Annotated in this window: 21 protein-coding genes and 1 tRNA gene; 11 read left to right on the top strand and 11 right to left on the bottom strand. The window is 57.0% G+C overall.

Annotation, left to right across the window (positions count from 1 at the left end; translation table 11 throughout):
- Nucleotides 1-21 precede the first annotated feature (21 nt).
- The 3 genes from NB063_RS12620 (at nucleotide 22) to NB063_RS12610 (ending at nucleotide 3,874) form a co-directional block, all read left to right on the top strand.
- Complete coding sequence (locus NB063_RS12620) at nucleotides 22-732, top strand: lysophospholipid acyltransferase family protein (protein ID WP_250929080.1); 711 nt, start codon at nucleotides 22-24, stop codon at nucleotides 730-732.
- 252 nt (nucleotides 733-984) lie between these two features.
- Nucleotides 985-1,311, top strand: a complete 327-nt coding sequence (locus tag NB063_RS12615; protein ID WP_250929079.1) for a hypothetical protein — start codon at nucleotides 985-987, stop codon at nucleotides 1,309-1,311.
- A gap of 271 nt (nucleotides 1,312-1,582) precedes the next feature.
- Entirely contained in the window at nucleotides 1,583-3,874 is a 2,292-nt protein-coding gene (locus NB063_RS12610; RefSeq protein ID WP_250929078.1) for a SulP family inorganic anion transporter, read from the top strand.
- On the opposite strand, the gene xerC is transcribed toward NB063_RS12610, so the two are convergent.
- The 3 genes from xerC to NB063_RS12595 all read right to left on the bottom strand — a co-directional run bounded on the left by xerC (nucleotide 3,819) and on the right by NB063_RS12595 (nucleotide 6,539).
- Nucleotides 3,819-4,721: a tyrosine recombinase XerC gene (gene xerC, locus NB063_RS12605; protein WP_250929150.1), complete on the bottom strand. Its 903-nt coding sequence runs from the start codon at nucleotides 4,719-4,721 to the stop codon at nucleotides 3,819-3,821. The two genes, NB063_RS12610 and xerC, sit on opposite strands and share 56 nt — an antisense overlap.
- A 195-nt stretch (nucleotides 4,722-4,916) precedes the next feature.
- On the bottom strand, nucleotides 4,917-5,165 hold the full coding sequence (locus NB063_RS12600; RefSeq protein ID WP_250929077.1) for a hypothetical protein: 249 nt from the start codon (nucleotides 5,163-5,165) through the stop codon (nucleotides 4,917-4,919).
- Between the two features lie 135 nt (nucleotides 5,166-5,300).
- Nucleotides 5,301-6,539 (bottom strand): hypothetical protein, encoded by a 1,239-nt coding sequence (locus tag NB063_RS12595; RefSeq protein WP_250929149.1) that lies wholly within the window; start codon nucleotides 6,537-6,539, stop codon nucleotides 5,301-5,303.
- Nucleotides 6,540-6,791: 252 nt separating this feature from the next.
- Here NB063_RS12595 and NB063_RS12590 point away from each other — a divergent pair.
- Nucleotides 6,792-6,878 (top strand) — tRNA-Ser (locus NB063_RS12590).
- A gap of 150 nt (nucleotides 6,879-7,028) precedes the next feature.
- On the opposite strand, the gene NB063_RS12585 is transcribed toward NB063_RS12590, so the two are convergent.
- Both NB063_RS12585 and NB063_RS12580 read right to left on the bottom strand, forming a co-directional pair.
- The gene (locus tag NB063_RS12585) at nucleotides 7,029-7,463 is read right to left on the bottom strand and encodes a GNAT family N-acetyltransferase (RefSeq protein ID WP_250929076.1); all 435 of its coding nucleotides are present in this window, start codon (nucleotides 7,461-7,463) and stop codon (nucleotides 7,029-7,031) included.
- An 18-nt stretch (nucleotides 7,464-7,481) separates the two neighbouring features.
- Complete coding sequence (locus tag NB063_RS12580; protein ID WP_250929075.1) at nucleotides 7,482-8,003, bottom strand: zinc ribbon domain-containing protein; 522 nt, start codon at nucleotides 8,001-8,003, stop codon at nucleotides 7,482-7,484.
- A 97-nt stretch (nucleotides 8,004-8,100) separates the two neighbouring features.
- Between NB063_RS12580 and NB063_RS12575 the strand changes: the two genes are divergently transcribed.
- Complete coding sequence (locus NB063_RS12575) at nucleotides 8,101-8,586, top strand: alpha/beta fold hydrolase (protein ID WP_250929074.1); 486 nt, start codon at nucleotides 8,101-8,103, stop codon at nucleotides 8,584-8,586.
- Nucleotides 8,583-9,362: an alpha/beta hydrolase gene (locus NB063_RS12570; RefSeq protein ID WP_250929073.1), complete on the top strand. Its 780-nt coding sequence runs from the start codon at nucleotides 8,583-8,585 to the stop codon at nucleotides 9,360-9,362. The genes NB063_RS12575 and NB063_RS12570 overlap by 4 nt, the downstream gene beginning before the upstream one ends.
- A 27-nt stretch (nucleotides 9,363-9,389) precedes the next feature.
- On the opposite strand, the gene NB063_RS12565 is transcribed toward NB063_RS12570, so the two are convergent.
- The 3 genes from NB063_RS12565 to NB063_RS12555 all read right to left on the bottom strand — a co-directional run bounded on the left by NB063_RS12565 (nucleotide 9,390) and on the right by NB063_RS12555 (nucleotide 11,792).
- Entirely contained in the window at nucleotides 9,390-10,664 is a 1,275-nt protein-coding gene (locus tag NB063_RS12565; protein ID WP_250929072.1) for a M48 family metallopeptidase, read from the bottom strand.
- Nucleotides 10,665-10,712: 48 nt separating this feature from the next.
- Complete coding sequence (locus tag NB063_RS12560; protein WP_250929071.1) at nucleotides 10,713-11,486, bottom strand: TIGR00266 family protein; 774 nt, start codon at nucleotides 11,484-11,486, stop codon at nucleotides 10,713-10,715.
- Between the two features lie 75 nt (nucleotides 11,487-11,561).
- Nucleotides 11,562-11,792, bottom strand: coding sequence for a hypothetical protein (locus NB063_RS12555; protein WP_250929070.1), 231 nt, complete (start codon nucleotides 11,790-11,792; stop codon nucleotides 11,562-11,564).
- Nucleotides 11,793-12,296: 504 nt separating this feature from the next.
- Here NB063_RS12555 and NB063_RS12550 point away from each other — a divergent pair.
- From NB063_RS12550 to NB063_RS12530, 5 genes are all read left to right on the top strand, one after another.
- A complete protein-coding gene (locus NB063_RS12550) occupies nucleotides 12,297-12,488 on the top strand; it encodes a hypothetical protein (protein ID WP_250929069.1) in 192 nt (63 codons plus the stop codon).
- 4 nt (nucleotides 12,489-12,492) lie between these two features.
- Nucleotides 12,493-13,839, top strand: coding sequence for a Trk system potassium transporter TrkA (trkA, locus tag NB063_RS12545; protein WP_250929068.1), 1,347 nt, complete (start codon nucleotides 12,493-12,495; stop codon nucleotides 13,837-13,839).
- Nucleotides 13,840-13,886: 47 nt separating this feature from the next.
- Nucleotides 13,887-17,816, top strand: coding sequence for a hydantoinase B/oxoprolinase family protein (locus NB063_RS12540; protein ID WP_250929067.1), 3,930 nt, complete (start codon nucleotides 13,887-13,889; stop codon nucleotides 17,814-17,816).
- A 99-nt stretch (nucleotides 17,817-17,915) separates the two neighbouring features.
- Nucleotides 17,916-18,671, top strand: a complete 756-nt coding sequence (locus NB063_RS12535; RefSeq protein ID WP_250929066.1) for an ATP-binding cassette domain-containing protein — start codon at nucleotides 17,916-17,918, stop codon at nucleotides 18,669-18,671.
- Complete coding sequence (locus NB063_RS12530) at nucleotides 18,668-20,761, top strand: ABC transporter permease subunit/CPBP intramembrane protease (protein ID WP_250929065.1); 2,094 nt, start codon at nucleotides 18,668-18,670, stop codon at nucleotides 20,759-20,761. The genes NB063_RS12535 and NB063_RS12530 overlap by 4 nt, the downstream gene beginning before the upstream one ends.
- On the opposite strand, the gene NB063_RS12525 is transcribed toward NB063_RS12530, so the two are convergent.
- From NB063_RS12525 to NB063_RS12520, 3 genes are all read right to left on the bottom strand, one after another.
- Nucleotides 20,740-21,075: a DUF4235 domain-containing protein gene (locus NB063_RS12525; RefSeq protein WP_250929064.1), complete on the bottom strand. Its 336-nt coding sequence runs from the start codon at nucleotides 21,073-21,075 to the stop codon at nucleotides 20,740-20,742. The two genes, NB063_RS12530 and NB063_RS12525, sit on opposite strands and share 22 nt — an antisense overlap.
- Before the next feature lie 5 nt (nucleotides 21,076-21,080).
- Nucleotides 21,081-21,260: a zinc ribbon domain-containing protein gene (locus NB063_RS32605; protein WP_407652615.1), complete on the bottom strand. Its 180-nt coding sequence runs from the start codon at nucleotides 21,258-21,260 to the stop codon at nucleotides 21,081-21,083.
- Between the two features lie 367 nt (nucleotides 21,261-21,627).
- Nucleotides 21,628-22,110 carry a pyridoxamine 5'-phosphate oxidase family protein gene (locus tag NB063_RS12520; RefSeq protein ID WP_250929063.1) on the bottom strand — a complete coding sequence of 161 codons (483 nt, stop codon included), beginning with the start codon at nucleotides 22,108-22,110 and terminating at the stop codon, nucleotides 21,628-21,630.
- Nucleotides 22,111-22,125 lie beyond the last annotated feature (15 nt).

Genomic DNA, 22,125 nt, shown 5'->3' with positions numbered 1-22,125 from the left:
CACCGCAGAGCGTTAAAGAGGATGAGAACGTTCTTTTCGTGGCTCGTTGCCATCACTTTAGTTGCCTTGCGTTGGACATGTCGTGTCAAGGTTTACAACGACATCCGTCCGGTGCTGCGCCAGTCAAAAACGCCCTATGTTTTTGCCGTTTTGCATGCCCATCAATTCGCCGCGTTGATGGTAGCAGAGCGTGGGCTCGGCGCGATGGTTTCACGATCCGCCGACGGCGAAATGATTGTCCCCTCTTTGATGCTGAGTGGTTGCGTGGCTGTCCGTGGATCGAGCGGACAGGGGGTGGCGAATCGTGGCGGGCGGACGGCGCTCCGCAATCTCATCAGGCACGTGTGCAACGGGCGGCCGGCGTGTTTGACGGTCGATGGGCCACGTGGGCCACGTGGGCGTGTGCACAAAGGAATTGGCGATCTGTCACGCCAATCCGGTGCCGTGGTACTGGCTGCTGTCGTAGTTCCACGCCGGCGATGGATCGTTAGCAAAGCATGGGATCGGATGCAGGTTCCCAAACCGTTCACGACGATCGAGCTGCATTTTTCTGAACCACTCAAATGCGGCGACGATGAAACGCTCGAAGCCTACCGCCGGCGAATTCAAGAAACGTTAGCAGAGCTGGAGTCGATCGCTGACCCAGAAGAATTTCCGTACACGGAACCCCGGCTGCCCGCGGCGCAGCTTGAGCAGTCGCAAGCGAAGGCTGGATCCTGTCGAGCGGCCTGAGCGTGGGATCGCATCCGCCCGCCAAAACGATGAATTTTCGGTGACAATCGGCCGCTTCCAGGGCACCCGTCATCTCGTTATTGCGGTGATTTATATCGAATTGCTGGACCCATCGCATCAATGAGACGCTATACAGTAGGTGGGCGACGGTTGGATCACTCCGATCTCTCTTGCTCCTGAATGCGGAGTTCGTAAGAATAGTCGCACAACCTAACTCCACATTCCAAACTCACACGCCGATTTTCGCCCTCCATGACGAAAAAATCGCAATTCGTTGAGCCGCATTGGATGATGCCTTGCATCATGCTGTTGCTGTTTGCGTTGCCGAGTTTTGGGATTACCGCCACGGTATCTCGGATTTCGCTCGACCGTGAGACGCAGAATCAATCCGAAGAGTTAGAAGAACGCGTGCCGTGTTCGGTCGAGCGTCGTCAGCGTGCGAATCTTGCGGAAGATTCCGGTCTCAGCATACTCCGCGTCGGCACGCCGTATTGGGAAGTGGTCCGTACCATCGACTTCCCGCGAGCCCTCGTGGGGCATCGTCTCTCCAGCGACAATTTGGCGCCGATCCGCTGTTAGCGAAACGCAAATCTCTTTCGTTTTGCATTAGTTAGTTTCAATCCATGCGGAGATCATCCGTAGACGCGTGCGGTCCATTGCGATGGGCTGCTCATTTGAGTTGTCTGCTGTTGGTCACGCGGGTTTTTGGCTGCGTTTCTTTTTCCCTCTTGCGGATACCTACCTTCGCCTTGCGAGTGTTCTCGCTGTGTTTGGCGATGTGTGCGTTTATCCCCTGCTGACGCTAGCGTTGCTGTGATCAGTTCAGTTTTTATCATCAGGATGTGCACCGATGTCTTCCCAAACTATTTCACCTAAATCCTCTACCCTTCTTCCCGACTTAGTCGCCGGGACGGTGGTTTTCTTGGTCGCGTTGCCGCTCTGTCTCGGCATCGCGTTGGCTTCCGGCGCCAATTTGTTTTCGGGATTAGTCTCCGGAATCGTTGGCGGGATCGTGGTCGCCGCGATCAGTGGCTCTCACACCAGTGTCAGTGGACCCGCCGCCGGTTTGACCGCGATTGTCGCCGCTCAAATTGCCGGATTGGGCTCGTTCGAAGCGTTTTTGCTCGCCGTCTTCATCGGGGGCATGATTCAAGTCGGGTTCGGTATTGCCAAAGGGGGTGCCCTTTCGGCGTTCTTTCCATCGAGTGTGATCAAAGGTTTGTTGGTCGCGATCGGCGTGATTCTGATCTTGAAACAGCTGCCGCACGTTTTTGGTCACGACTCGGATCCGGAGGGCGAGATGTCGTTCATCCAGCCCGACAGCGAGAACACGTTTACAGAGCTGTTCCTCATGATCGCCGGCGACATCCACATCGGCGCGATGGTGATCGGCATCACATCGATCATTTTTCTTGCGGTTTGGGATCGGATACCGAAGCTAAAGAAGTCGATTGTTCCGGCGCCGTTGCTCGTCGTCCTGCTGGGCGTCCTGCTAAATGTCCTTTTTAGTCGGATGGGGGCGAAGTGGTTGATCGGCGAGAGCCATCTCGTGCAGATCCCGATCGCCAGCAGTGTTTCAGAATTCGTCGGTTTTTTGCGTCTGCCGGACTTCACGCAGCTGGTGAACCCGGCCATCTACATCGGCGCGATCACGATCGCCGTCGTGGCATCCCTTGAGACGCTGTTGAACCTGGAAGCGGTCGATAAGATCGATCTCGAAAAACGAAGTTCTCCGCCCAGTCGTGAATTGATTGCTCAGGGTTGTGGCAACATGGTTTGCGGCTTGATCGGCGGTTTGCCCGTGACGTCGGTCATCGTACGCAGCAGTGTCAACGTTAACTCGGGCGCGAAGACAAAGGTCTCAGCGATCTTCCATGGCGTGTTGTTGCTGCTCAGCGTCGCGATTTTGCCGACGTACATGAACATGATTCCCCTGTCGGCTCTGGCGGCGATCCTGTTGGTGACCGGATTCAAACTCGCTAGCCCGTCTCTATTCAAACAGATGTGGGACGAAGGACGCTATCAGTTCATTCCGTTCATCATCACCGTGCTGGCGATCGTCTTCACCGACCTGTTGATCGGGATTTTGATCGGGTTGGGTGTGGCGGTTCTGTTTATTCTTAACAGTAACCTGCGTCGTCCGATTCGCCGTGTTATCGAGACCCACTTGGCGGGCGACGTGACCCATGTCGAATTGGCAAATCAAGTTAGTTTTCTCAATCGGGCGGCGATCGAACGGATTCTCGATGAAGCGAAACCGGGCAGCCGGATGACGATCGACGCCAGTGACTCGGACTACATCGATCCCGATGTTCTGAGTTTGATTCGAGACTACAAGGACAATGTCGCTCCCGCCCGGAAGGTGCTGGTGAACCTGATCGGGTTCAAACGGAAGTACCGGCTCAATGATGATGTGCAGTTTGCCGACTACTCCACGCGAGAGTTGCAGGACCAGGTGGTCGCCGATCAGGTCATTCGGATTTTGGAGGAAGGCAATAAACGCTTCGTCGCTGGAACACGATTGAACCGTGATCTGGGCCGGCAAGTGAACGCCACGGCGATCGGCCAAAACCCGTTAGCCGCGATCCTCAGCTGCATTGATTCGCGGGTCCCGACGGAGTTGGTTTTTGACCTCGGTGTGGGCGACATCTTCAGCGTCCGTGTTGCTGGCAACGTCATCGGCACCAAATCGCTCGGCAGTCTTGAATATGCCGTTGGGGTTGCTGGGGTGAAGTTGGTCGTGGTGATGGGGCACACCCGCTGCGGCGCTGTGACTTCCTCGGTCAAACTCGTCGCCGGAAAATTGGATGCGATGTCCGTGACCGGTTGTGAACACTTGCAATCGATCGTGGACGAGATCGCCCCGAGCGTCAAGGACCTGCCGCCACGGCCGCTCGATGATTTGGCTGAGGAAGACCTCGAGACGTTTGTGGACAATGTCGCCAGACTCAATGTGATTCACACCGCAGAGGCAATCACGCGCCGCAGTCAGGTGATCCGCAATGCCGTCGGCGAAGGACGAGTCAAAGTGATCGGCGCGTTATACGATGTCAAAACGGGAGTTGTCGATTTCTTCGGAACGTCGACTATTGAGCCCGAGGGTGAGCCTTCTCATAAATCGTTCGCAGATTCGCCGCGCTAACGTGGGTGTAAATCTGAGTGGTGGTCAATGATTTGTGACCGAGCAATTCCTGCACGCTGCGAATGTCGGCGCCCCGATCGAGAAGGTGGGTGGCGAAGGAGTGTCGCAGCGTGTGGGGGCTGACCCGAGAGTCGAGTTCCGCGTCGGCGATGTATTTGTCGAGCATTCGTCCGACGCTGCGGGTGGTCAAAATATTGCCGAATCGGTTTACAAAGACCGGCGCCGCTTGGCCGAGTTTTTCAGCTTCGGCCGAACGATTGCGGCGGGCCGCATAAGCCCGAATCGCGGCGATCGCGTAGGAACCAAGTGGGCTGAGCCGTTCTTTGCGTCCCTTACCTCGTACCCGCGCAATGCCTTGGCTAAAGTCGAGGTCACCGTCTCGGAGGGCAACCAGCTCACTGACCCGGAGACCCGACGAGTACATCGTTTCCAAAATCGCCCGATCTCGCAAACCGGCCGGATCATGCGCCGGCGGGGTCGTCAGCAGACGCCCGATCTCTTCGTTGGAAAGAACGAGCGGTAGTTTGCGGTTTCGCCGCGGGTTGCGGAGTGGTTTGGCGGGGTTGGTTTTTGCGGACCCTTCGCGAATCGCGAACTTGAAAAAACTGCGCAGCGACGCGAGCTTCCGGGAGATCGTGCTCTTGGCGTAGTCAGCTTGCTGCAACGCCGCTTGAAACTGACGCAGGTGTGACGGATCGAGGGCATCGAGCGTGGTGCCCGCAAACGGGCCAGCTTCGAGCCACTGCGCAAACCCGAACAAATCTTCCCGGTAGGCTTTGATCGTCAGCTCCGACGCGTTGCGTTCGGTCGCCATGTATCTCAAAAACCGAGTGATTGCCGATGACAATGGGACTCGCGCCATGAACCGTTCCTAACACAAAAAACAAATTCTTCGATGCATTTCCCCGACGCCGCCGACCGGAAAACCCGGTCGCGGGCGTGCGGAAACAATCGCTGTTCCTGAAAGGCCCGTGGCGAACGCCACCGGTTCAGAAAACCGTTCGTGTTCCGATCACCGGCCGATACCTTGTCCTAACGTCCCCTAGGCAAAATCGTCGATCGAAATGCTGTCGAACTCTTCGCTCGCGGAGAGCTCGTCGTACTCGGTGATGACCGTTTCGCGAATCTTGCGAGACAGCATGGCGGCGTCGTACCAGGAGAAGTCCAGCTCCGGATTGGCGGCAAAGCGGGCGAGTTGGCGGAGCGTTTCGTCGCGGTTTTCGTCGTCAAACAAAAAGATGAACTTCTCTTCACCTTTTACCAATGCCAATACGTTGACTTCCTTTTCCATCTTTTGTTCTCGTCCTGAGTTGGGTCACGCAGCGGGGGAGGAGTGTTGCGTCGGTTCATGGCCCGGTTCGGGAGATCAGGCCAAATGCAGCCCGGTTCGGGAGATCCGACCTGATGCAGCACTTCCGACGTTTGCTCAGTATCGGCTGACAGGCCAACGAAGAATGAGGTCGCTTGGGTCTTGACCGCCCCGAGACTCCAACATTTCCGCAATGTGCAGGTGACAACAGAAACGAATGAAATCTTCACTACGTTTGATATAACCCTGCCAGGACATCCCCCGGGCATCGTCACCGGTTTCGACATAATCGGCGAGTCTTGCCGTAAAGTAAGGGTCGTCACCACGATACAGCCGCGTATGTGTCAGAACCGGTTCATGTTGCCGGATCATCATCGGCGGCACCGGCTGCGGCGGATCGGGAATCAGGTCCGTGGGATCAGGCCAGCTGGCGGGCAACGGCGATGCTGCGGCGAATTCGCCGTCCATCCAAACGCCACTATCGCTGGCGCCATCGCCATCGATGCAGGCACCGTCGGGAGAGTACGTGTCGGCGAACTCGAATTCGATCCCGGACTCGTTACCCGTGCGTCGTGGTCCTGCAGGCTGTGCGGGCGACGAAGCGGCGCCGACCGATGGCACCACAATTTGCTGTCCGGCCGTGGTTTCGTTGAACTGGGTTCGGGAGATGCTCGATTTCACAACCGGTTCGCCCCACGGGTCGGTTGGTGCAGGACGTCCGGCGGTGGCCGGGGGAGCGGTTGAAGGTGTTAGGCCGTTCGGATTGACTCCGTCGGGAGCCGCGGGCGGGGTTTGTGCGAGCGGAACGCTCTGCGGTTCTTGAGTTTTGAGCTGGCTGCGTGCCAATTCAAATTCCGCTTCTTTGGCGATCCGAGCGGGGATTTTGTCTTCGCTTTCGGTGCCCCAAGGCAAGCCGTAACCGGGTGGGATCGCGTGGAATCCTTCATTGGCAGCGTACCAATGGACGGTCATCGCCATTCGCGGCGGATAATAGGCGTTGAAATCGGTGACCGACCCGACCACGATCGCTTCGACATCCATCATTTGGGCGAGGCGTTGGAATTCCGCCCCGGTGCGAGGTTCACCGTATTGTGCCGCGTACGAACGCCACTGCATCGCGGTCACACCGACCGGCAGCACCTCAAATCCGGGAATCGCCTGCAAAGCGGCGTAGTACGCCCGCGCGACTTCGTTGCCGTCGACGTTGGGTTGGTCGCTCTGATTGAAGAACGGCAACACCGCGACGCGTTTGAGCTGCGGAAAGGGATTGTGCAGCGAATCGCGGGTCCGGGTTTCGGGGATCAGCGAACATCCACCGGCTGAACAAATCAGCAGCAGGGCAAGTCCAAGAAGCATCGGAACGCGGGCTCCCCAAGCCACCCAGCGGCTGTCCGCTTGATGGTAGGTCGATTGATTGAGCGTCCGAACGTTTGATGCGAGTTTCACGGATCTTAGCCAGTAGCATGATCGCGCATCGCCTCCACCCCCAATAGACTCATCGGCAGGCCGGGCGGCAAACTTTGCTTAATCCGCAAAAAACCTTCGCCGATTCATTTCGACCGCCAGTGGGCGAACCTCACCTCACCTGCTAAAATCTGCCAGCTCGCCGGATGGGTGGCCGAGTGGACGAAGGCTCTAGTCTTGAAAACTAGCGTAGGGGTAACTCTACCGTGGGTTCGAATCCCACCCCATCCGCTTCTTGCTCTCCCGCAGTCATAAAAATGCTGGGATCGAGCACAGCCTCGCTTTGCTGTCCACACGGGATCTGCTTTCGATGTGATTGACGCTCGGACGCATCGAGTGGCGGGGCGATCGGGCCGATTTCTTTGGGATGGAGCGACCTGTTTAATGCAGCTCCCAGTGCCAAACGGTGCCGTCGTCGGGGGTTTCGACGTGACCTGTTAGTTTGAATCCTAGCTTGGTCAGGATCGAGGTTGAGGCACTTTTCTCGGGGAGTGTTTGGGCGGTGATGATCAGGTTTTCGTCTTCTGCTCGGGCGATGCGGACAAGGTCTGCGGCCATTGCCGTGGCCATGCCGCGTCCCTCGTGTTTGGGTAACGTCGTGTACGCGATCTCAACACGTCCGTCGGTCGGTGCGGATTTGAAACCGCAAACGCCCACCGGTTCGGTCTCTGCCAACGCCAGATAACCGATCCACGGTTCGCAATAGCCGGTTTGCGAGTAGTGCTTCATCGTCATCTCGATAAGCATTAGCAAGTGTTCATCGGAAGAGTCATGCACTCCGATTTGCCCCTTGCGTTCAATGGCAATCAACTTCATCTCGCTGCCCCTGTTTGTCTAAAACGCGGTACCACATCCGTCGCAGAATTTTGCTTGGCCATCGTTCACTTGCCCGCATGAAACGCATGTTTTGGAAATGGCGGCGCCACACTCGTCGCAAAATTTTGCCCGGTTATCGTTTTCGCTGCCACACTGGGAACAGCGGGTTTGGGGACCCGTGACGCCTTCACTCAGCCCGGCGGCAAATGCCGAGGCGACGGTTTTGACGCCGTCTTTGGTTCCTTCGGCCATGTAATTGAAGGTGTCCTTGCCAACCGGGGCGATCTCACCGGCATGATAACGGGCGATCGCACCGACGAAGCCGACTTGGGTCATCACGGCACCGACAAAAATCATTGGTAAACCGATAAATCCGCACCAAAAGTAGCGAGGTGGTGAGAAGCTGCCAAACGACGAAAAGAAACTGCCGAGGCCCACGATCGTGAACAGAATGCCAATAACCAGGATCACGGGCCCCAATCGAGGCAGGATTCTGCGAACTTGAGTATGCCCCGGATTGATCTGTTCTTCGTCAGACATGATTGTTCCTTGGTCGATGGATTGCGGCTAGCTGGTAGGCTGGTTTATTACCCGTGCCGGGCGCGCCGGTCTTTTATTCTCATGGAACGCCGATTGGATGAAGATACTCTTTCTACATGGTTGGACGAGTGTGCCGGGCGGGCGAAAGCCGGCATATCTGGCCACCGCGGGTCACGAGGTGATCAACCCGGCGATACCCGATGACGACTTTGCCGAATCGGTGCGCATCGCGGAAGCGGCGTGGGCGACGCATCATCCTGATGTGATCGTTGGCTCGTCTCGCGGTGGCGCCGTCGCGATCAACATGAATAGTGGTCGTACTCCGCTCGTTTTGCTGTGCCCGGCCTGGAAGAAATGGGGCACGGTCAACACTGTCAAACCCAACACGACCATTTTGCATTCCAAACGTGATGACGTGATCCCCTTTGAGGACAGTGTCGATCTGATTGCCAATAGCGGCATGCCGCCATCGGCGTTGGTCGAGGTGGGGACGGATCATCGGCTCGCTGATCCTGAACCGCTCAACAAAATGCTGGAGGCGTGTCTGGATTTTCAACGGACCGAGAGAGGAGAACGCGAATGAATTCGTCTAACAACAGCATCCTTGACCATCCTGCAATCAGTGGACGATATCTCTTTCCACAATCTCGCCACGTTGGTGACCCCTTTGTCGTTGAGGTCGAGGGGGCGGAGCTGGCTTGCTATCACGATCGAATCGACCCTGAGAAGCTCACGGTCGTTTTTTTTCACGGCAACGGCGAGGCGGTTGCGGACTACGTCCCTGAGATTTCAGATCGGTTTGCCGAGCTGGGGCTGAATTCGTTGTTCATCGAATACCGAGAGTACGGTGGATCAACAGGGCGCGCTCAGTTGGTCGCGATGTTGGGAGACGGCGAGGCTGTGATGGCGGCAGCGGGGGTTGCGCCAGAAAAGGCGATCGCCTTTGGCCGCTCCATCGGTTCGCTCTACGCGATCGAACTGGTGTCTCGGCAACCGAAGATCGCCGGACTGATTCTCGAAAGCGGAATTGCCGACCCCGCCGAGCGTTTTCTTAACTACGCGGATTTGACTGCGGAAGGAATGACGGAAAGCGAGGTGGTGGCGGCGACGAAGCTGCATTTTCATCACAAGCGAAAATTGTCTGGGTACACCAATCCATTGTTGGTGATGCATACCGAGAACGACGGTTTAGTTGATATCTCACACGCTGAACGAAATTACAAATGGGCCGGTTCGCGACAGAAACGGTTGCTTCGTTTGCCGACGGGCACACACAACACCATCTTGAGCAAAAACGCCCGTGAGTATTTCGCGGCGGTCGATCAACTCGCCCGGCAGGCTTCGGCAAGACGCGAATGAGCTGACCAAGCGAGAGACATGCCGCGTTTACCAATTGTTCGCAATCAGTGATGCGTCGCTGTGGCGGTTCTTCCAAAGATAGAGGATGCGATTTGCCAGTGGCGGGTGGACACCGTCATTGACGTGGAGCAATCGAAAGAGCGTATGGGTGGGGTTCGCCTCAATCATCTCAACCAGTTTTTCGACCTGCGATTGAGTGAATCGAACTTCTCGCGGATTGTCGAGCAGTGATTCCCAATCGAGTCGCTGCATCTGATTGACTGCACGCGCTCGCTGCTGCAGTTCGTCGTGGTAGTCTTCGTCGTCGGAATCGTCGGCTTCCCACAGATATTGAAGGAAACCGGACAGCGATGCTTGTTGTTTGGACTTTGCCTTCGCTCGTAATTCTTGCTCGACGCTCTCGTAGAGATCGTTGTCGGCGACGTGCCCGAACGGCGTTGCCTTCTCGACAGCAGCGAGTACGTCTTTCTGTGAAAGGATTTCGTGCTTGGCGGTTCGTGCGAGCAGTTCCAGTTCGATGAGTTGACGCTGTTCGGCGTCCAATCCGATTTTCATCAGCCCACTGATTGACGGTTCGATGCCGTTGACTTGGGCACCGAGGTCATCACACAGGTGCTCGATCGCTTTGCCATGCTTGAGCATTCCCATGCTGCTGATCCGCCAGAAGAAAAACGACGTAATCGAAAGAACGAAGAACCCAATGATGTCGTCGAGCATGGCTGCTTGGACGACAAAAATCGCGATCAGGATGCCCAGGGCGAGCGTGAGCAAGCGGAATCGATCACCGGCGAGATAGAATCGATAGTAGTGACCCAATTCGTGTCCCATGATCGCTTGAATTTCATCTCCTTCGAGTTTGTGAAGGACTTGGCGATTGAGATAAATGCCGTCAAGCGACGCGAACAACCGTCCCTGTCGCAGCGCACCGGCGTTGAGTGATTTATCGTTGGTGACGAAGACGGAGATGCGTTGATCGGGCAAGCGGAGCTTCTGCAAGGTTTCGCGAAACAGCGTCTGCAGTTTGTACTTGTCGAGATCACCGAAGCGGGTGGTTTCTTTAATCTCTTCAAGTCGCTTTTTCTTTTGTCCCCAAATCATCATCAGTTCCATTGCAAAGGGCCCGATGATGACGAGGCATGCGGTCACCGAAACGATCGGTTCTTGAAGGACTCCATCCCAGCGGATGATCGCTGCCAGAGATCCGATTGCGATAAGGCGAAACACCACCCAGAACGCCACGAACCGGTTTGCGAGGCGAAGTTGTTCGAGCAAATCGGCTCGATCGGGAATTTTTGAGGGCATGCGAGGAAGCTTCATCGCGGGGCGAAGCGGCGCTTAAAGGAAGCGACGCTAGAAGAATGCGTCGAGCAAGACGCTGAGGAATCCGCCACTCGGCCGGCCGCGTGTTTGGTAGTAGACGTGCCCCGGTCCCGTGTAACGGTTCACTAACCCTTCACCCGACATCAACGAATCGCGGACGCTCTCGGTCGCTTTGACGAGTTTGTAGGTGACGGTATCGGAGAAAGCCACCATGAACCGGTTGTCGACGAAGATGGTTTCATCGGCGGCGAGTTCGCGGTGCACAACTGATCCGTAGCTTTGACAAAAAACGTGTCCTGCGCCGGAGGCGTGCATCAGGAACAGGCCTTTTTTGCTCATCAACCCTTTGAGACCGCCGTAGATGGTGCGGATATCGGTTTGGCCGGTATTGGCGAGGTAGGAACCCCGTGTGAGGTAGAAACCGGTTTCGCCGCCGAGGTTGAGAACGACGATATCGCCATAGCTCTCCGGTGCGAGCACGACGGTTTCGCCATCCGATTTGGCTCGGAATTCGGCTGTAAAGAAACTCTCACCACCGAGCAGACTTTTAAAGCCGCCGGTCCACGAGTGTTTTCGCTTCGGTTTTGCAGACCTTACTCCCCCAGTGTTCGGTGCCGAATCGCGGGACGTATCGCTATCGACTGCCACGTTGTCTTTTGGCGATTGCCGTCCGATGTGAGCCGAGATTCCGATGCCGGCGGTCATCGTCAGCATGCTGTTGGGCTGTGCGACGACGAACTCGTTTTGGGCGAGCGAAATTTCTAACGTCGAAAAAACGGGTGAGTGCTGGACCTGAAACTGCATAAACGCGGGGTCGCGGGGAAGCTGACAGTATTTAAAAGACGCTACCCCAATGGGGCGAACGCCACCTGCCTCAAATTAAAAATCGCTGCCCGCATCCGTCGCGTACTTGTTCCGCATCATGTAGCCGACGAACGCGATCACGCCGAGAATGCCCAGGAAGATGAACAACGCGACCATCCGCGAGACACCCAAAACATCCGAAATGCCAGTAATGCAGATGTCATAAATGACGATTCGAATGAACCAGCTGACGATCCCGCTAATACCACGGCGAGCTAGGAAAGTTGACGATGTGAGTGCCGACATAAAAGTTGCTCGTGAAGGCTGGGGGGCGGGGAGAGGGCATTTGATAGGGGTTTGACGCAGTGGCGTCAAGTTTTTTGCGGTCGCTTCATCGGGAATTACCACAGCCTTGATGATTTCCTAAACCGTTGGCAGCCCGACTTTTGCAGCCATCCTATCGTCAATCGGAGGCGGGGCGGAATCGCCATGGACAAATCCGTGTCCCCGTTCTTTCACAATGCGGATGGTTATCAGAACACCGGATTAGCCGTCCGAGATCTCAATGCTTGTCGTCGAGATAGCGACAATCCTTTACCGAAAAGAAGGCTCAACGCGGTGCTTCCGGGCCAGAATCGGTCAACTGATTCGACCAAACCGAATGGGAGGACAACGGCAAGATCGTATCCCAATTATCGATGTGTGTACAGGCGATCACTTTGGTGTGTGACGGGTCCATTGCCCCGTAGGGCGTGGCTCCACTAGGATGCTGCGGTATCGAACACGGTTTTCTCTTCCAGCCCATCCAAAATGCTTTCAATCTCTCCCACCTACCTGCTGTATTATCTGCCGCTGATTGTCGCAATTTCGCTGGTGTTCGGCGCGACCCGGCATGAGGACATGACCTTGATCTTGAAGCACGCGATGCACACCGCCCGCTGGATCACGGGGTTCATGGGGATTGTGTTTGTCGTCCTGTTGATCATGGATTGGATGGTATAGGTCGATGCGAATTCTAACGCTCGGCGGCGGGACAGTCGGACGCTGGATCGCGGACATGTTGTGTCGACGAAGACACAGCGTGACGTTGATCGACAGCGATCCGGAAATCGTGCGCACGATCAACAGTGAACTCGACGTTCGTGCGATTGAGGGCAACGCTTCTCAGAGTACCGTGTTGTTTTCGGCGGACGTGCTCAGCGCGGACCTTTGTTTGGCCGTCACAGGCAACGACGAAGTCAACATTGTCGCCGCCAGCATGGCGAAAGCCCTCGGTGCCCGCCGCTCGATCGCTCGTGTCTACGCACCCGCGTTTCGCGACTTGGCGACATTCGATTACCAACAGCACTTTGGTATCGACAGTTTGTTATCGCTCGAACAGTTGTCGGCGTCGGAACTCGCCCGGGCGATTCGCAACCCTGATGCGATTCCGCTTGAGCACTTCGCTCGTGGACAATTACAGGTCTACGAGATGGAGGTCGCAGGGGGAGCGACGGCGACGGGCAAGAAACTGATGGAGCTGGATTTGCCGCAGGGCGTGCGGGTCGGATCGCTCGCTCGCGAGGGCCGCATGTGGATCGCGAGTGGTTCCGACGAAACGCACGTCGGCGACCGGGTCAGCCTCGTGGGGATGCCTGATGCGATCAGCGTCGCACGGAAAGTGTTTGGTGGCGAAAAGCGTGCACGCAAGAAAGCCAAGGTGATGATCGCTGGCGGTGGCGAAACCGGATATCACCTGGCCAGCCTGTTGGGGCGTGAGGATTTCCGCGTCGTGATGTTGGAAACCGATGCTCACCGCTGCGAACAACTTTCCAAACTCTTGCCTCACGCGACGATCGTGCAGGCGAGTGCGAACCGTCGCAGTGTCCTCGAAGACGAAGGCGGCGGCACGGTCGACTATTTCGTCGGTTGTACGGGCAATGACGAGAGCAACATCATGGCTGGCGTCGAGGCGAGGGAGCTCGGGGCATCTCGGGTGATGTGTGTCGTCGGGCGTCCTGACTATGCAAACGTCGTCGGCAAACTCGGTATCGACTTGGCGGTTAGTGAACGCGACGTTGTCGCGCGGCAGATCCTCGGTTTCCTCAACGAAGGTGCCGTGATCAGCCAGACGAAATTGCCAAACGGTTCGATCGGGGTTTATGAACTCGAAGTGTTGCCGGACTCGCCGATTACGAAAGCCTCATTGGCAAACTTGCCGCTGGCCGGGCGATGCTTGATTGCTGCGATTCAGCGAGACGGTTTTGTTCGCGTACCCACCGCAAAAGACGTGTTGAAGGTGGGGGACATCATCGTGGCGCTGATCGACCTCGATGACACCGACGAAATCCTCAGCTTGTTCCATTCCGATTGATGCAGCCTCGCCACCTTCAACGGTGGTCCATTACAAATTAGCGACGGATGATGATCGAAGTTTGGGCTGATATCGGCGGTACGTTTACCGATTGTTTGGTCACGCGGCATCACCCTCACGAGGCTCCGCAGCAGGACACGTTCAAGGTGCTCAGCAGTGGGTTGGTGACGGTGGACCTGGCCGACGTCGTGGCACCCCGCGAGTTGATCGTGCGGATGCCGGGATCGCTCGTGCGAGAAGACTTTTGGATCGGTGCACGGTTGGTCGGTGTGGATGAAACCTCGCTCGGTGTGGTGCAGAGGTGTCATGTCGATCGTACCGTGGGGGAGCCGAGCGAAGGCGTTGCGGTTGAACTGACACTCGATCGCGATCACCGGATCGGCACGGAGCGAGTCGCGGGGCTACGGCTCACGCTTGATGCGGGATTGGAAGCTCCCGTGTTAGCGACACGTTTGTTACTCGGACGCGGATTGCGAGATCCGCTGCCCAATCTGCAGGTTCGCTTGGGAACCACTCGAGGCACCAACGCACTCTTGACGCGCGGAGGTGCGAGTACGGCTCTGCTGATTAACGAGGGGCTCGGCGATTTGTTGGCGATCGGAACGCAAGACCGGCCCGATCTCTTCTCGCTCGAAATCGTCAAGCCGACTCCGCTGCCCAAGCAGATTATCGAGGTGCGATGCCGATTGGCAGCGTCTGGCGACGAAATGATTGCGATCGACGAAGCTGTTTTGAGAAAACAGTTGCAGACCCTTTTTGACTCGGTTGATCGTCCCGAAGTCGTGGCGATTTGTTTCATGCATTCGTACCAGAATGACGCTCAGGAACGACTTGCTGAGCGAATCGCACGCGAGGTCGGATTTGATCGAGTGGTGCGTTCGACGTTAGTGGCAGCGTTGCCTCGGATCGTGCCGCGGGCCGAAACGACGACGCTCGACGCGTATCTGCAACCGGTGCTCGAAGATTACGTCGCTCGCGTGGAAGAACAATTTGGTGGGCCGGAGAAGTGTAAGCTGCGGTGGATGACGAGTGGTGGGAACCTGGTCGCCTCCGGTGGTTTTCGCGGTAGGGAAAGCGTTTTGTCGGGGCCGGCGGGAGGCGTGGTGGCACTCGCCGAGATCGCCAAATCGCTCGGGATTCCTGGCGCGGTCGGACTGGACATGGGTGGCACGAGCACCGATGTCAGCCGTTTCGATGGTGAAATCGGGCGGCGTCAAGAGAGTCAGATCGGTGGTATCCGTGTGCTGACACCGATGATGGATATCCACACCGTTGCCGCTGGAGGCGGATCAATCTGCGGGGTGAGAGACGGGCGTTTATTCGTCGGCCCCGACAGTGCGGGCGCTGATCCGGGACCGGCCTGTTACGGACGCGGAGGACCGCTGACGATCACAGACATCAACGTGATTTTGGGTCGGTTGCCGATCGAACGCTTTCCATTTCGCTTGGATCCGGCGGCATCATGGAAAGAACTCAATGCGATTCACAAATTGCTTCCCGATGAGGTTGCGACGTCGCCGACCCAGTTGGCGGAGGGGTTCTTGCGGATCGCGGTGACGGAAATGGCCGAGGCGGTTCGTGTCGTTACGACGTCGGCGGGCAACGATGTTCGCAAGATGGCGTTGGTGGGTTTTGGTGGAGCTGCTGGTGGGCATCTCTGCCGAGTCGCCGAGACGCTCGGAATGTCGCATGTCGTGGACCACCCTCAGTCCGGTATTTTGTCCGCAGTCGGCATCGGTCATGCCGCGGTTGGACGAATCGTGACACGGTCGTGGCAACAAACGATCGCAGACGGATCCATGCCACGACGTATGCCCGCGGGATGTCAAAGGCAGTTAAGTGATGTGGCGTCGCAGATCTGTGAGGAATGTCTCGAGACGCTTTACCGAGAAGAATCGCTCTCCGATGACGGTCCGCAGAAAGGACGCTTGCACGTCACACTGTGGGGCGACGTGCGTTATTCAGGAACACAGTCCACACTCGAGATCCCGTTGGAACCGATCGAAACACTCGCCGCTCGGATGGATGCCAAACATGAGTCGACGTTCGGGTACGATCGCACAAACATGCCGATCGAGATTGTGTCGATGCGATGTGAAGCGACTATCCAACAAAAAGCTCATGCGGCAGTCGACGAAAGCACCGGCCGGGCCAATCAAGTCGTCAGCGAAACGGTCGCGTTTGCACCAGCGGCCGAAGATGCGGTTCCCGTTTTTGACCGTGAGCAATTCACGGGTGGAGAATCGATTGTCGGTCCGGCGATCATCTCCTCACCCCACTCAATTCTGAATGTTGAGTCGGGGTGGGCGGCCGACGTGCGGGGCGATGGGATCATCGAACTGCGGCGGATGCGGGGCGAGGAAGACGCTTCACAACGACAGGGTTCTTCGGAAGCGGCCGAAGGTGAGCACGCTGATGATGCGATCGAAATGGAGGTCGTCAGTCGGCGCGTGCAAGGGATCGCCGAAGCGATGGGCGAGGTGATCCGGCGCACGAGCGTGAGCGTTAATGTGAAGGAGCGACGCGATTACAGTTGCGCGGTTTTCCTCGGCGATGGATCCCTCGTCGCCAACGCGCCTCACGTTCCGGTGCACCTCGGTGCGATGGGGCATACCGTTCGCAGTATGGCGAAAACGTTCCCGGACATGCAGCAAGGTGATTGCTTCATCAGCAACGATCCGTTCACAGGTGGTTCTCACTTGCCCGATGTCACGGTTGTGACGCCGGTGTTTTGCGAATCGCAGGCGGATCAACGTCCGCTCGGATGGCCCTGTGATTACTTCGTCGCGTCACGTTGCCACCACGCGGAAATCGGCGGAATGGTTCCGGGGTCGATGGCACCTGCGGCGACATGTTTGGGCGAAGAAGGTGTGCTGATTCGAAATATGCCGCTGACTCGTGCTGGCGTTTCTCACCACGCGTCATTGCGTGAGTTGTTGTCGTCGGGCCGCTATCCATCACGGAGTGTGGAAGAAAACATGGCCGACATCGCAGCGGCCGAAGCAGCGGGGAGGGAAGGCGCGCGAGCGATCATGGGCCTGGCGGAATCACTGCCACCGGGCCGGTTAGCGTCGCTTCTCCAGCGACTGATGCACGTTGCAGGGGAAGCCACCGCGACGTGGATCGAATCGCTCGGAAATGAGGTTCGAAGTTTTGCCGATCAGCTCGATGATGGCACACCGATCCAAGTCAGATTAACGCCTGACTCGGAAGCACGCCGTCTGACCATCGATTTTTCCGGTTCGGGAGACGTTCACCCGAACGGCTTCAACGCGACGCGGTCGATTGTCACCGCGGCTGTGTTGTATGTATTACGATGTGTGGCCCCCAATGAACTGCCGTTGTGTGATGGCGTTTTACGGCGGATCGAATTGATCGTTCCGTCGGGATTACTCGACCCGCCCGGCGATGAAGACGCGTGGCGATGTCCCGCCGTGGTCGCGGGGAATGTGGAAACGTCCAATCGCGTTGTCGACGTGTTGCTCGGCGCGCTCGGTGTCGCTGCGGCGTCTCAAGGAACGATGAATAATCTTTTGCTCGGTGACGACACGTTTGGGTACTACGAAACGATCGGCGGAGGAGCGGGGGCGACGGAGTTCGCCGATGGCGCTGACGCGGTGCACACGCACATGACCAATACTCGGATCACTGATCCGGAAATTTTGGAATCGCGATTGCCGGTTCGGCTATGGGAATTTGCAATCCGGCGTGGAAGCGGTGGTGCCGGGCGTCACCGTGGCGGGGATGGTATGATACGTGAAATGGAGTTTTTGAGACCGTTGACGCTTTCGTTGATGACATCGCGACGAACAACGTCGCCGTATGGTTGTCGCGGAGGGGGCGCCGGTAAACCGGGGCGGCAAATGTTGATTCGGAACGGAAAGCAGATGCCGTTGGCGGGCTGTGTATCGGTTCCGATCGAGGCGGGGGATCGGTTGTGTCTCGAAACCCCGGGCGGCGGCGGGTTTGGAGCCTGAATTCGGAGCTTTAATTCATAGACCCATTTGATTGGAACGTGCGTAGGGCGTGTTCCGGTGTATCCTTCTCTTCTTCTCGTTGCCACCGACCGCGACACCATGCTTCATATTCACGCATTGACCAAGCGTTTTGTGGCCGAGAATGAGGTCGTCTGTGCGGTCGATGGCTTGTCGTTGGATGTCCAACCAGGGGAAGTGTATGGCTTGCTCGGGCCCAACGGTGCCGGTAAGACGACGACGCTCCGGATGGTGCTCGGATTGGTCGTCCCCGACGATGGTTACACCGAAGTCGCCGGGGTTCGCACGTCGGTGGACCCTTTTGCGGCTAAATCAAAACTCGGTTTTGTGTCGGCCAGCGACGGCGTCTACCCATGGCTGAGCGTGCGCGAAATGTTGCTGTACTTTGCTGATTTGTACGGCGTTTCGCCCGATGAAGCGGTGGAACGACTGAAGATGCTCGCCGACGTGATGGATATCAAAGCGTTGCTCGATCGTCGTGCGGGGACATTGTCGACCGGACAAAGACAACGCGTGACACTCGTCCGTGGACTGATTCATGATCCACCGGTGATGTTGCTCGACGAGCCCACCCGCGGACTCGACGTTGTCGGCGTGCAGACGATTTTTCGTTACATCGCTCACCTGCGACAGGTCGGAAAGGCCGTCGTCGTGTGCACGCACCGGCTCGATGAAGCCGAACGATTGTGTGACAATTTTGGTTTGCTGCATCGTGGCAAACTCCGTTATCACGGAACGCTTTCTGCGCTCCGTGAAGCTTCGGGACGCCAACACCTTGTCGAAATGTTTGACGACTTAATGAACCCATCTTCCGCTTTGAATGAGACCAACGCGTGAAATTGTCCTGGTCACGGTTGGCTCGTCTCAGCCGGAAAGAGCTTCGCGAAACCCTTCGCGATCGACGTACGATTCTCACGTTGGTGATGATGCCGTTGCTGGTCTACCCATTGCTCAGCATGGCGTTGAATCGATTTTTGATCTCATCGGGCGGTCCCGGCGAAACGGGATTTGTTGTCGGAGTCGCTACCGCGGATGAAAGCGATTGGTTGCAGTCGTTGTTGAATGATCCTCGTAGCGCACCGCCGCAATCGGTCCAAGACGCTAGTGGCGGAAATTTGGCGGAGTTCAAAGTCGTTGTTACCGACGCTATCGAACCGAATGAGGCACTGCTCGACAATCAGCTCGACGTGGCCGCGAAAGTTGAGATCGCCAACAACGAACCATCCGCGATCACGATCACGGCGTTCGCCGGCGATCAAGCGAGCCAATCGGCGCGGCGGATATTGATCGAACGTTTGCATTGGCTGAAACTCGAGGACACGGTCGGAATCCTGAAACGTGTTGTGCCGAGTTTTACGTCCTTTGAGATCAACACAACCGAAATCGGCGAGCGTCCCAGCGGCAATGTGCTCGCGTCGATCATTCCGCTGGTCTTGGTGCTGATGACGATCACGGGCGCGGTTTATCCCGCGATCGATTTGACCGCTGGTGAACGGGAGCGGGGGACGATGGAGGCGCTGATGGCCTCCCCGGTGCCGCGGTGGTGGTTGTTACTCGCGAAGTACGTTGCCGTGGTCAGCGTCGCATTGTTAACCGCGGTCGCGAACTTGGGGGCGATGTTCACCACGCTTTCGCTGACCGGGTTGATGCCAATGTTAGCTGGTGAAGGCGCCGGGCTCGGATTGAAAGAGATGAGTTTGATCTTTTTGCTGCTCGTGCTCTTCAGTGCTTTTTTTGCGGCGGTGCTGTTGTCGCTGACCAGTTTTGCACGGTCATTTAAAGAGGCACAGGCGTATTTAATCCCGGTCATGCTGCTATCGCTCGCCCCGGCGATGCTATCACTGATGCCTGGAATCGGATTAGATGGTGCACTCGCGGTTGCGCCGCTGCTCAATATTGTGCTGTTGGCGCGAGAGATTCTTGCCGACAATGTGCATGTGTTTGGTGCCACGCTGGCGATTGCTTCGACGGTGCTCTATGCCGTTGCGGCCCTGGCGATCGCGGCAAAATTGTTCGGCAACGATGCCGTCAATCGAACCAGTGACGCGTCGATCGGTTCTTTGTTCAAACGTCCCGCTCAATCGACACTGCGTCCGACCATTGGCGAAGCCGGGATGGTCATCGCGTTGTTGTTACCCGTCTCGTTTGTCGTATCGAACGCGTTGATGCAGTGGGTGCGAAGTCAGGAAGGGGCCGTCGACGTTGCGTTCCAGTTGACGCTCAACGCCTTCGCATTGATTGCTGCATTCGGCTTGATTCCCTGGTTCGCGACGTTCCTGGGGCGGCATCGTTATCGATCAACGTATCGTCTTGAACGCACAAGCCTTGGGTTTTACTTGGGCGCCGCGGTGATGTCGCTTGGTGCGTGGGCGTTCGCACATGAAGCGTTGGTGCTCGCCGACCAGTGGGGTTGGGCGTTGCTGAGCGAAGACCAGATCGAGCGGACTCGTGGTGTGCTCGACAAGTGGAAGACGATCTCCCCGCTGGTGTTGCTGGCGACGATGGCGCTCACCCCCGCCGTGGTCGAAGAACTGTGCTTCCGCGGTTACCTGTTCTCCGCGTTTTCGAGCGTGCTTCGCCCGTGGCAGACGATCATGACGACCGCGGTATTGTTTGGGCTCTTCCACGTGTTTGTGGGCAGTGCCTTGTTGATCGAGCGGTTCTTGCCAACCACGTTGTTGGGGATTCTGCTCGGTTGGCTCGCCTATCGTAGCGGCAGCGTGTTGCCAGGCATGCTACTGCACTTCCTGCACAACGGTTTGCTCGAAATGGTTGCTCGCTACCACGAGAAACTCTCGTTCTTGGGAGCGGACATGGAATCGAGTCGTCACCTTCCTCCGATGTGGCTCGCGGTTACCGGCACGTGCATGGTTTTGGGAATCGCCATCGTATGGTGGACGCGACCTCAAGACCGATATGCGCGATAGGCACTCGAAGAGGTTCGTCGCGACGCGATCCGGGCCATGCCGACGACCGCGCCTGATACGGCACCCCACAGCAACGCATCCTTCCAGTCCACCTCCAGCGAGGCTGGGTTCTTGGGAGGAGCACGGTTAAACGTGGTCTTCCACCCGGCCTGTAAAGCGTTTCGGACCAGGAACGTGGTCGCGATGGCGGCACCGAACGCCAGTACGTTTTCGGTCTTGGTGATGCCGAGGTTGCGGTCCTTGGAATTAGATGGCAGATAGCTTTCTGCCCTCTCAGTGAGTTGATTGGTTTTTTCTTGGATACGATCGAGCATGGGTCTCACTTTTCTTGACGTGGGTAAGTAACGGGTGGATGCCTTGTGGGAGTGATTCCGCCGGGATGTTCAACGTAAATTTTTTCACCGCAGTGCGGGCCCGCGACCGCGCGGTCGTCCACATGCTTACCACAATGTGGGCAAGGTGTTTGATTCAGCGGAGCGTCGTCAGATTTGGTGTTCATGGGTGTCCTGTTCTTTAAGCAAGTCGCGGGAATCGATTAGCACGCAAGCCGGTTCGCCGTTGGCGGCGTGGTGGTTCGGTAGCTCGTAGCTCGTGTAAGGAATAATTCGTGATCCTTTGATCTTCCTCCGAGAGAGTCGGGCCCTAATGCATGGAGAGAGCCCTCCCCGGCCGCTACCGCGTCCGACCCTCCCGCGCGCGGGAGGGTGAAGTCATGACACGCAACGTCAAAGCTCTTGCTTTGGGTTATGAGTGACTCGTTCAATCTTGAAGCTCCATTCGATCAACCGGGGCTAACTCCAAACTGTGGGTGCGAATTCAATCAAGCATTCCGGCGACGTGACTTGCCACCGGGAAAAACGTGAACGTTACAACGAGACGGAAGCGTTGATTGATTCGTCAGGTTGAGGACGTTTGCCTTGTACGTATGCTTTGCCGGCTTTAATCAGGTACCGCAGACCTTCGGTTCCGGAGTGGTCCCAGTACTCTCCGTGTTTGGCTTCCACTCGCAGCAGTACGATCGATTGACTGGTCTTTCCTTCTGGGAACCAGACTTTCCAAGTTTCGCTCCAGAGTTCATCGAGTTTCGAGCGATCATCTACCGCGTGGGCGTTTCCGGAGAGGGCTGCGAATTTGTTTGAACTCTGCATCGTGACCGCGACTTCGTCATCGAGCATGAGGTCAGCGACTTTGCCCGAATTGCGGTCAGTTACGAACCATACGTCGCCATCGGGTTCTACTTGCGCGATCGCCATCGGGCGTGACTCAAGAGACCCGTCGCTGGACCGCGTGGTTAACATTGCGGTGTCGAAGTCGTTGAGCAGTTCGATTAGTTTTTTGTGTTGGTCCATGATTCAGCTCTCGTT

The sequence above is a fragment of the Aporhodopirellula aestuarii genome (assembly GCF_023701485.1).
GTDB classification, from domain to species: Bacteria; Planctomycetota; Planctomycetia; order Pirellulales; family Pirellulaceae; genus Rhodopirellula; species Rhodopirellula aestuarii.
Note: the sequence above shows the minus strand (reverse complement) of the source record. Positions and strands in the feature narration are given on the sequence as shown.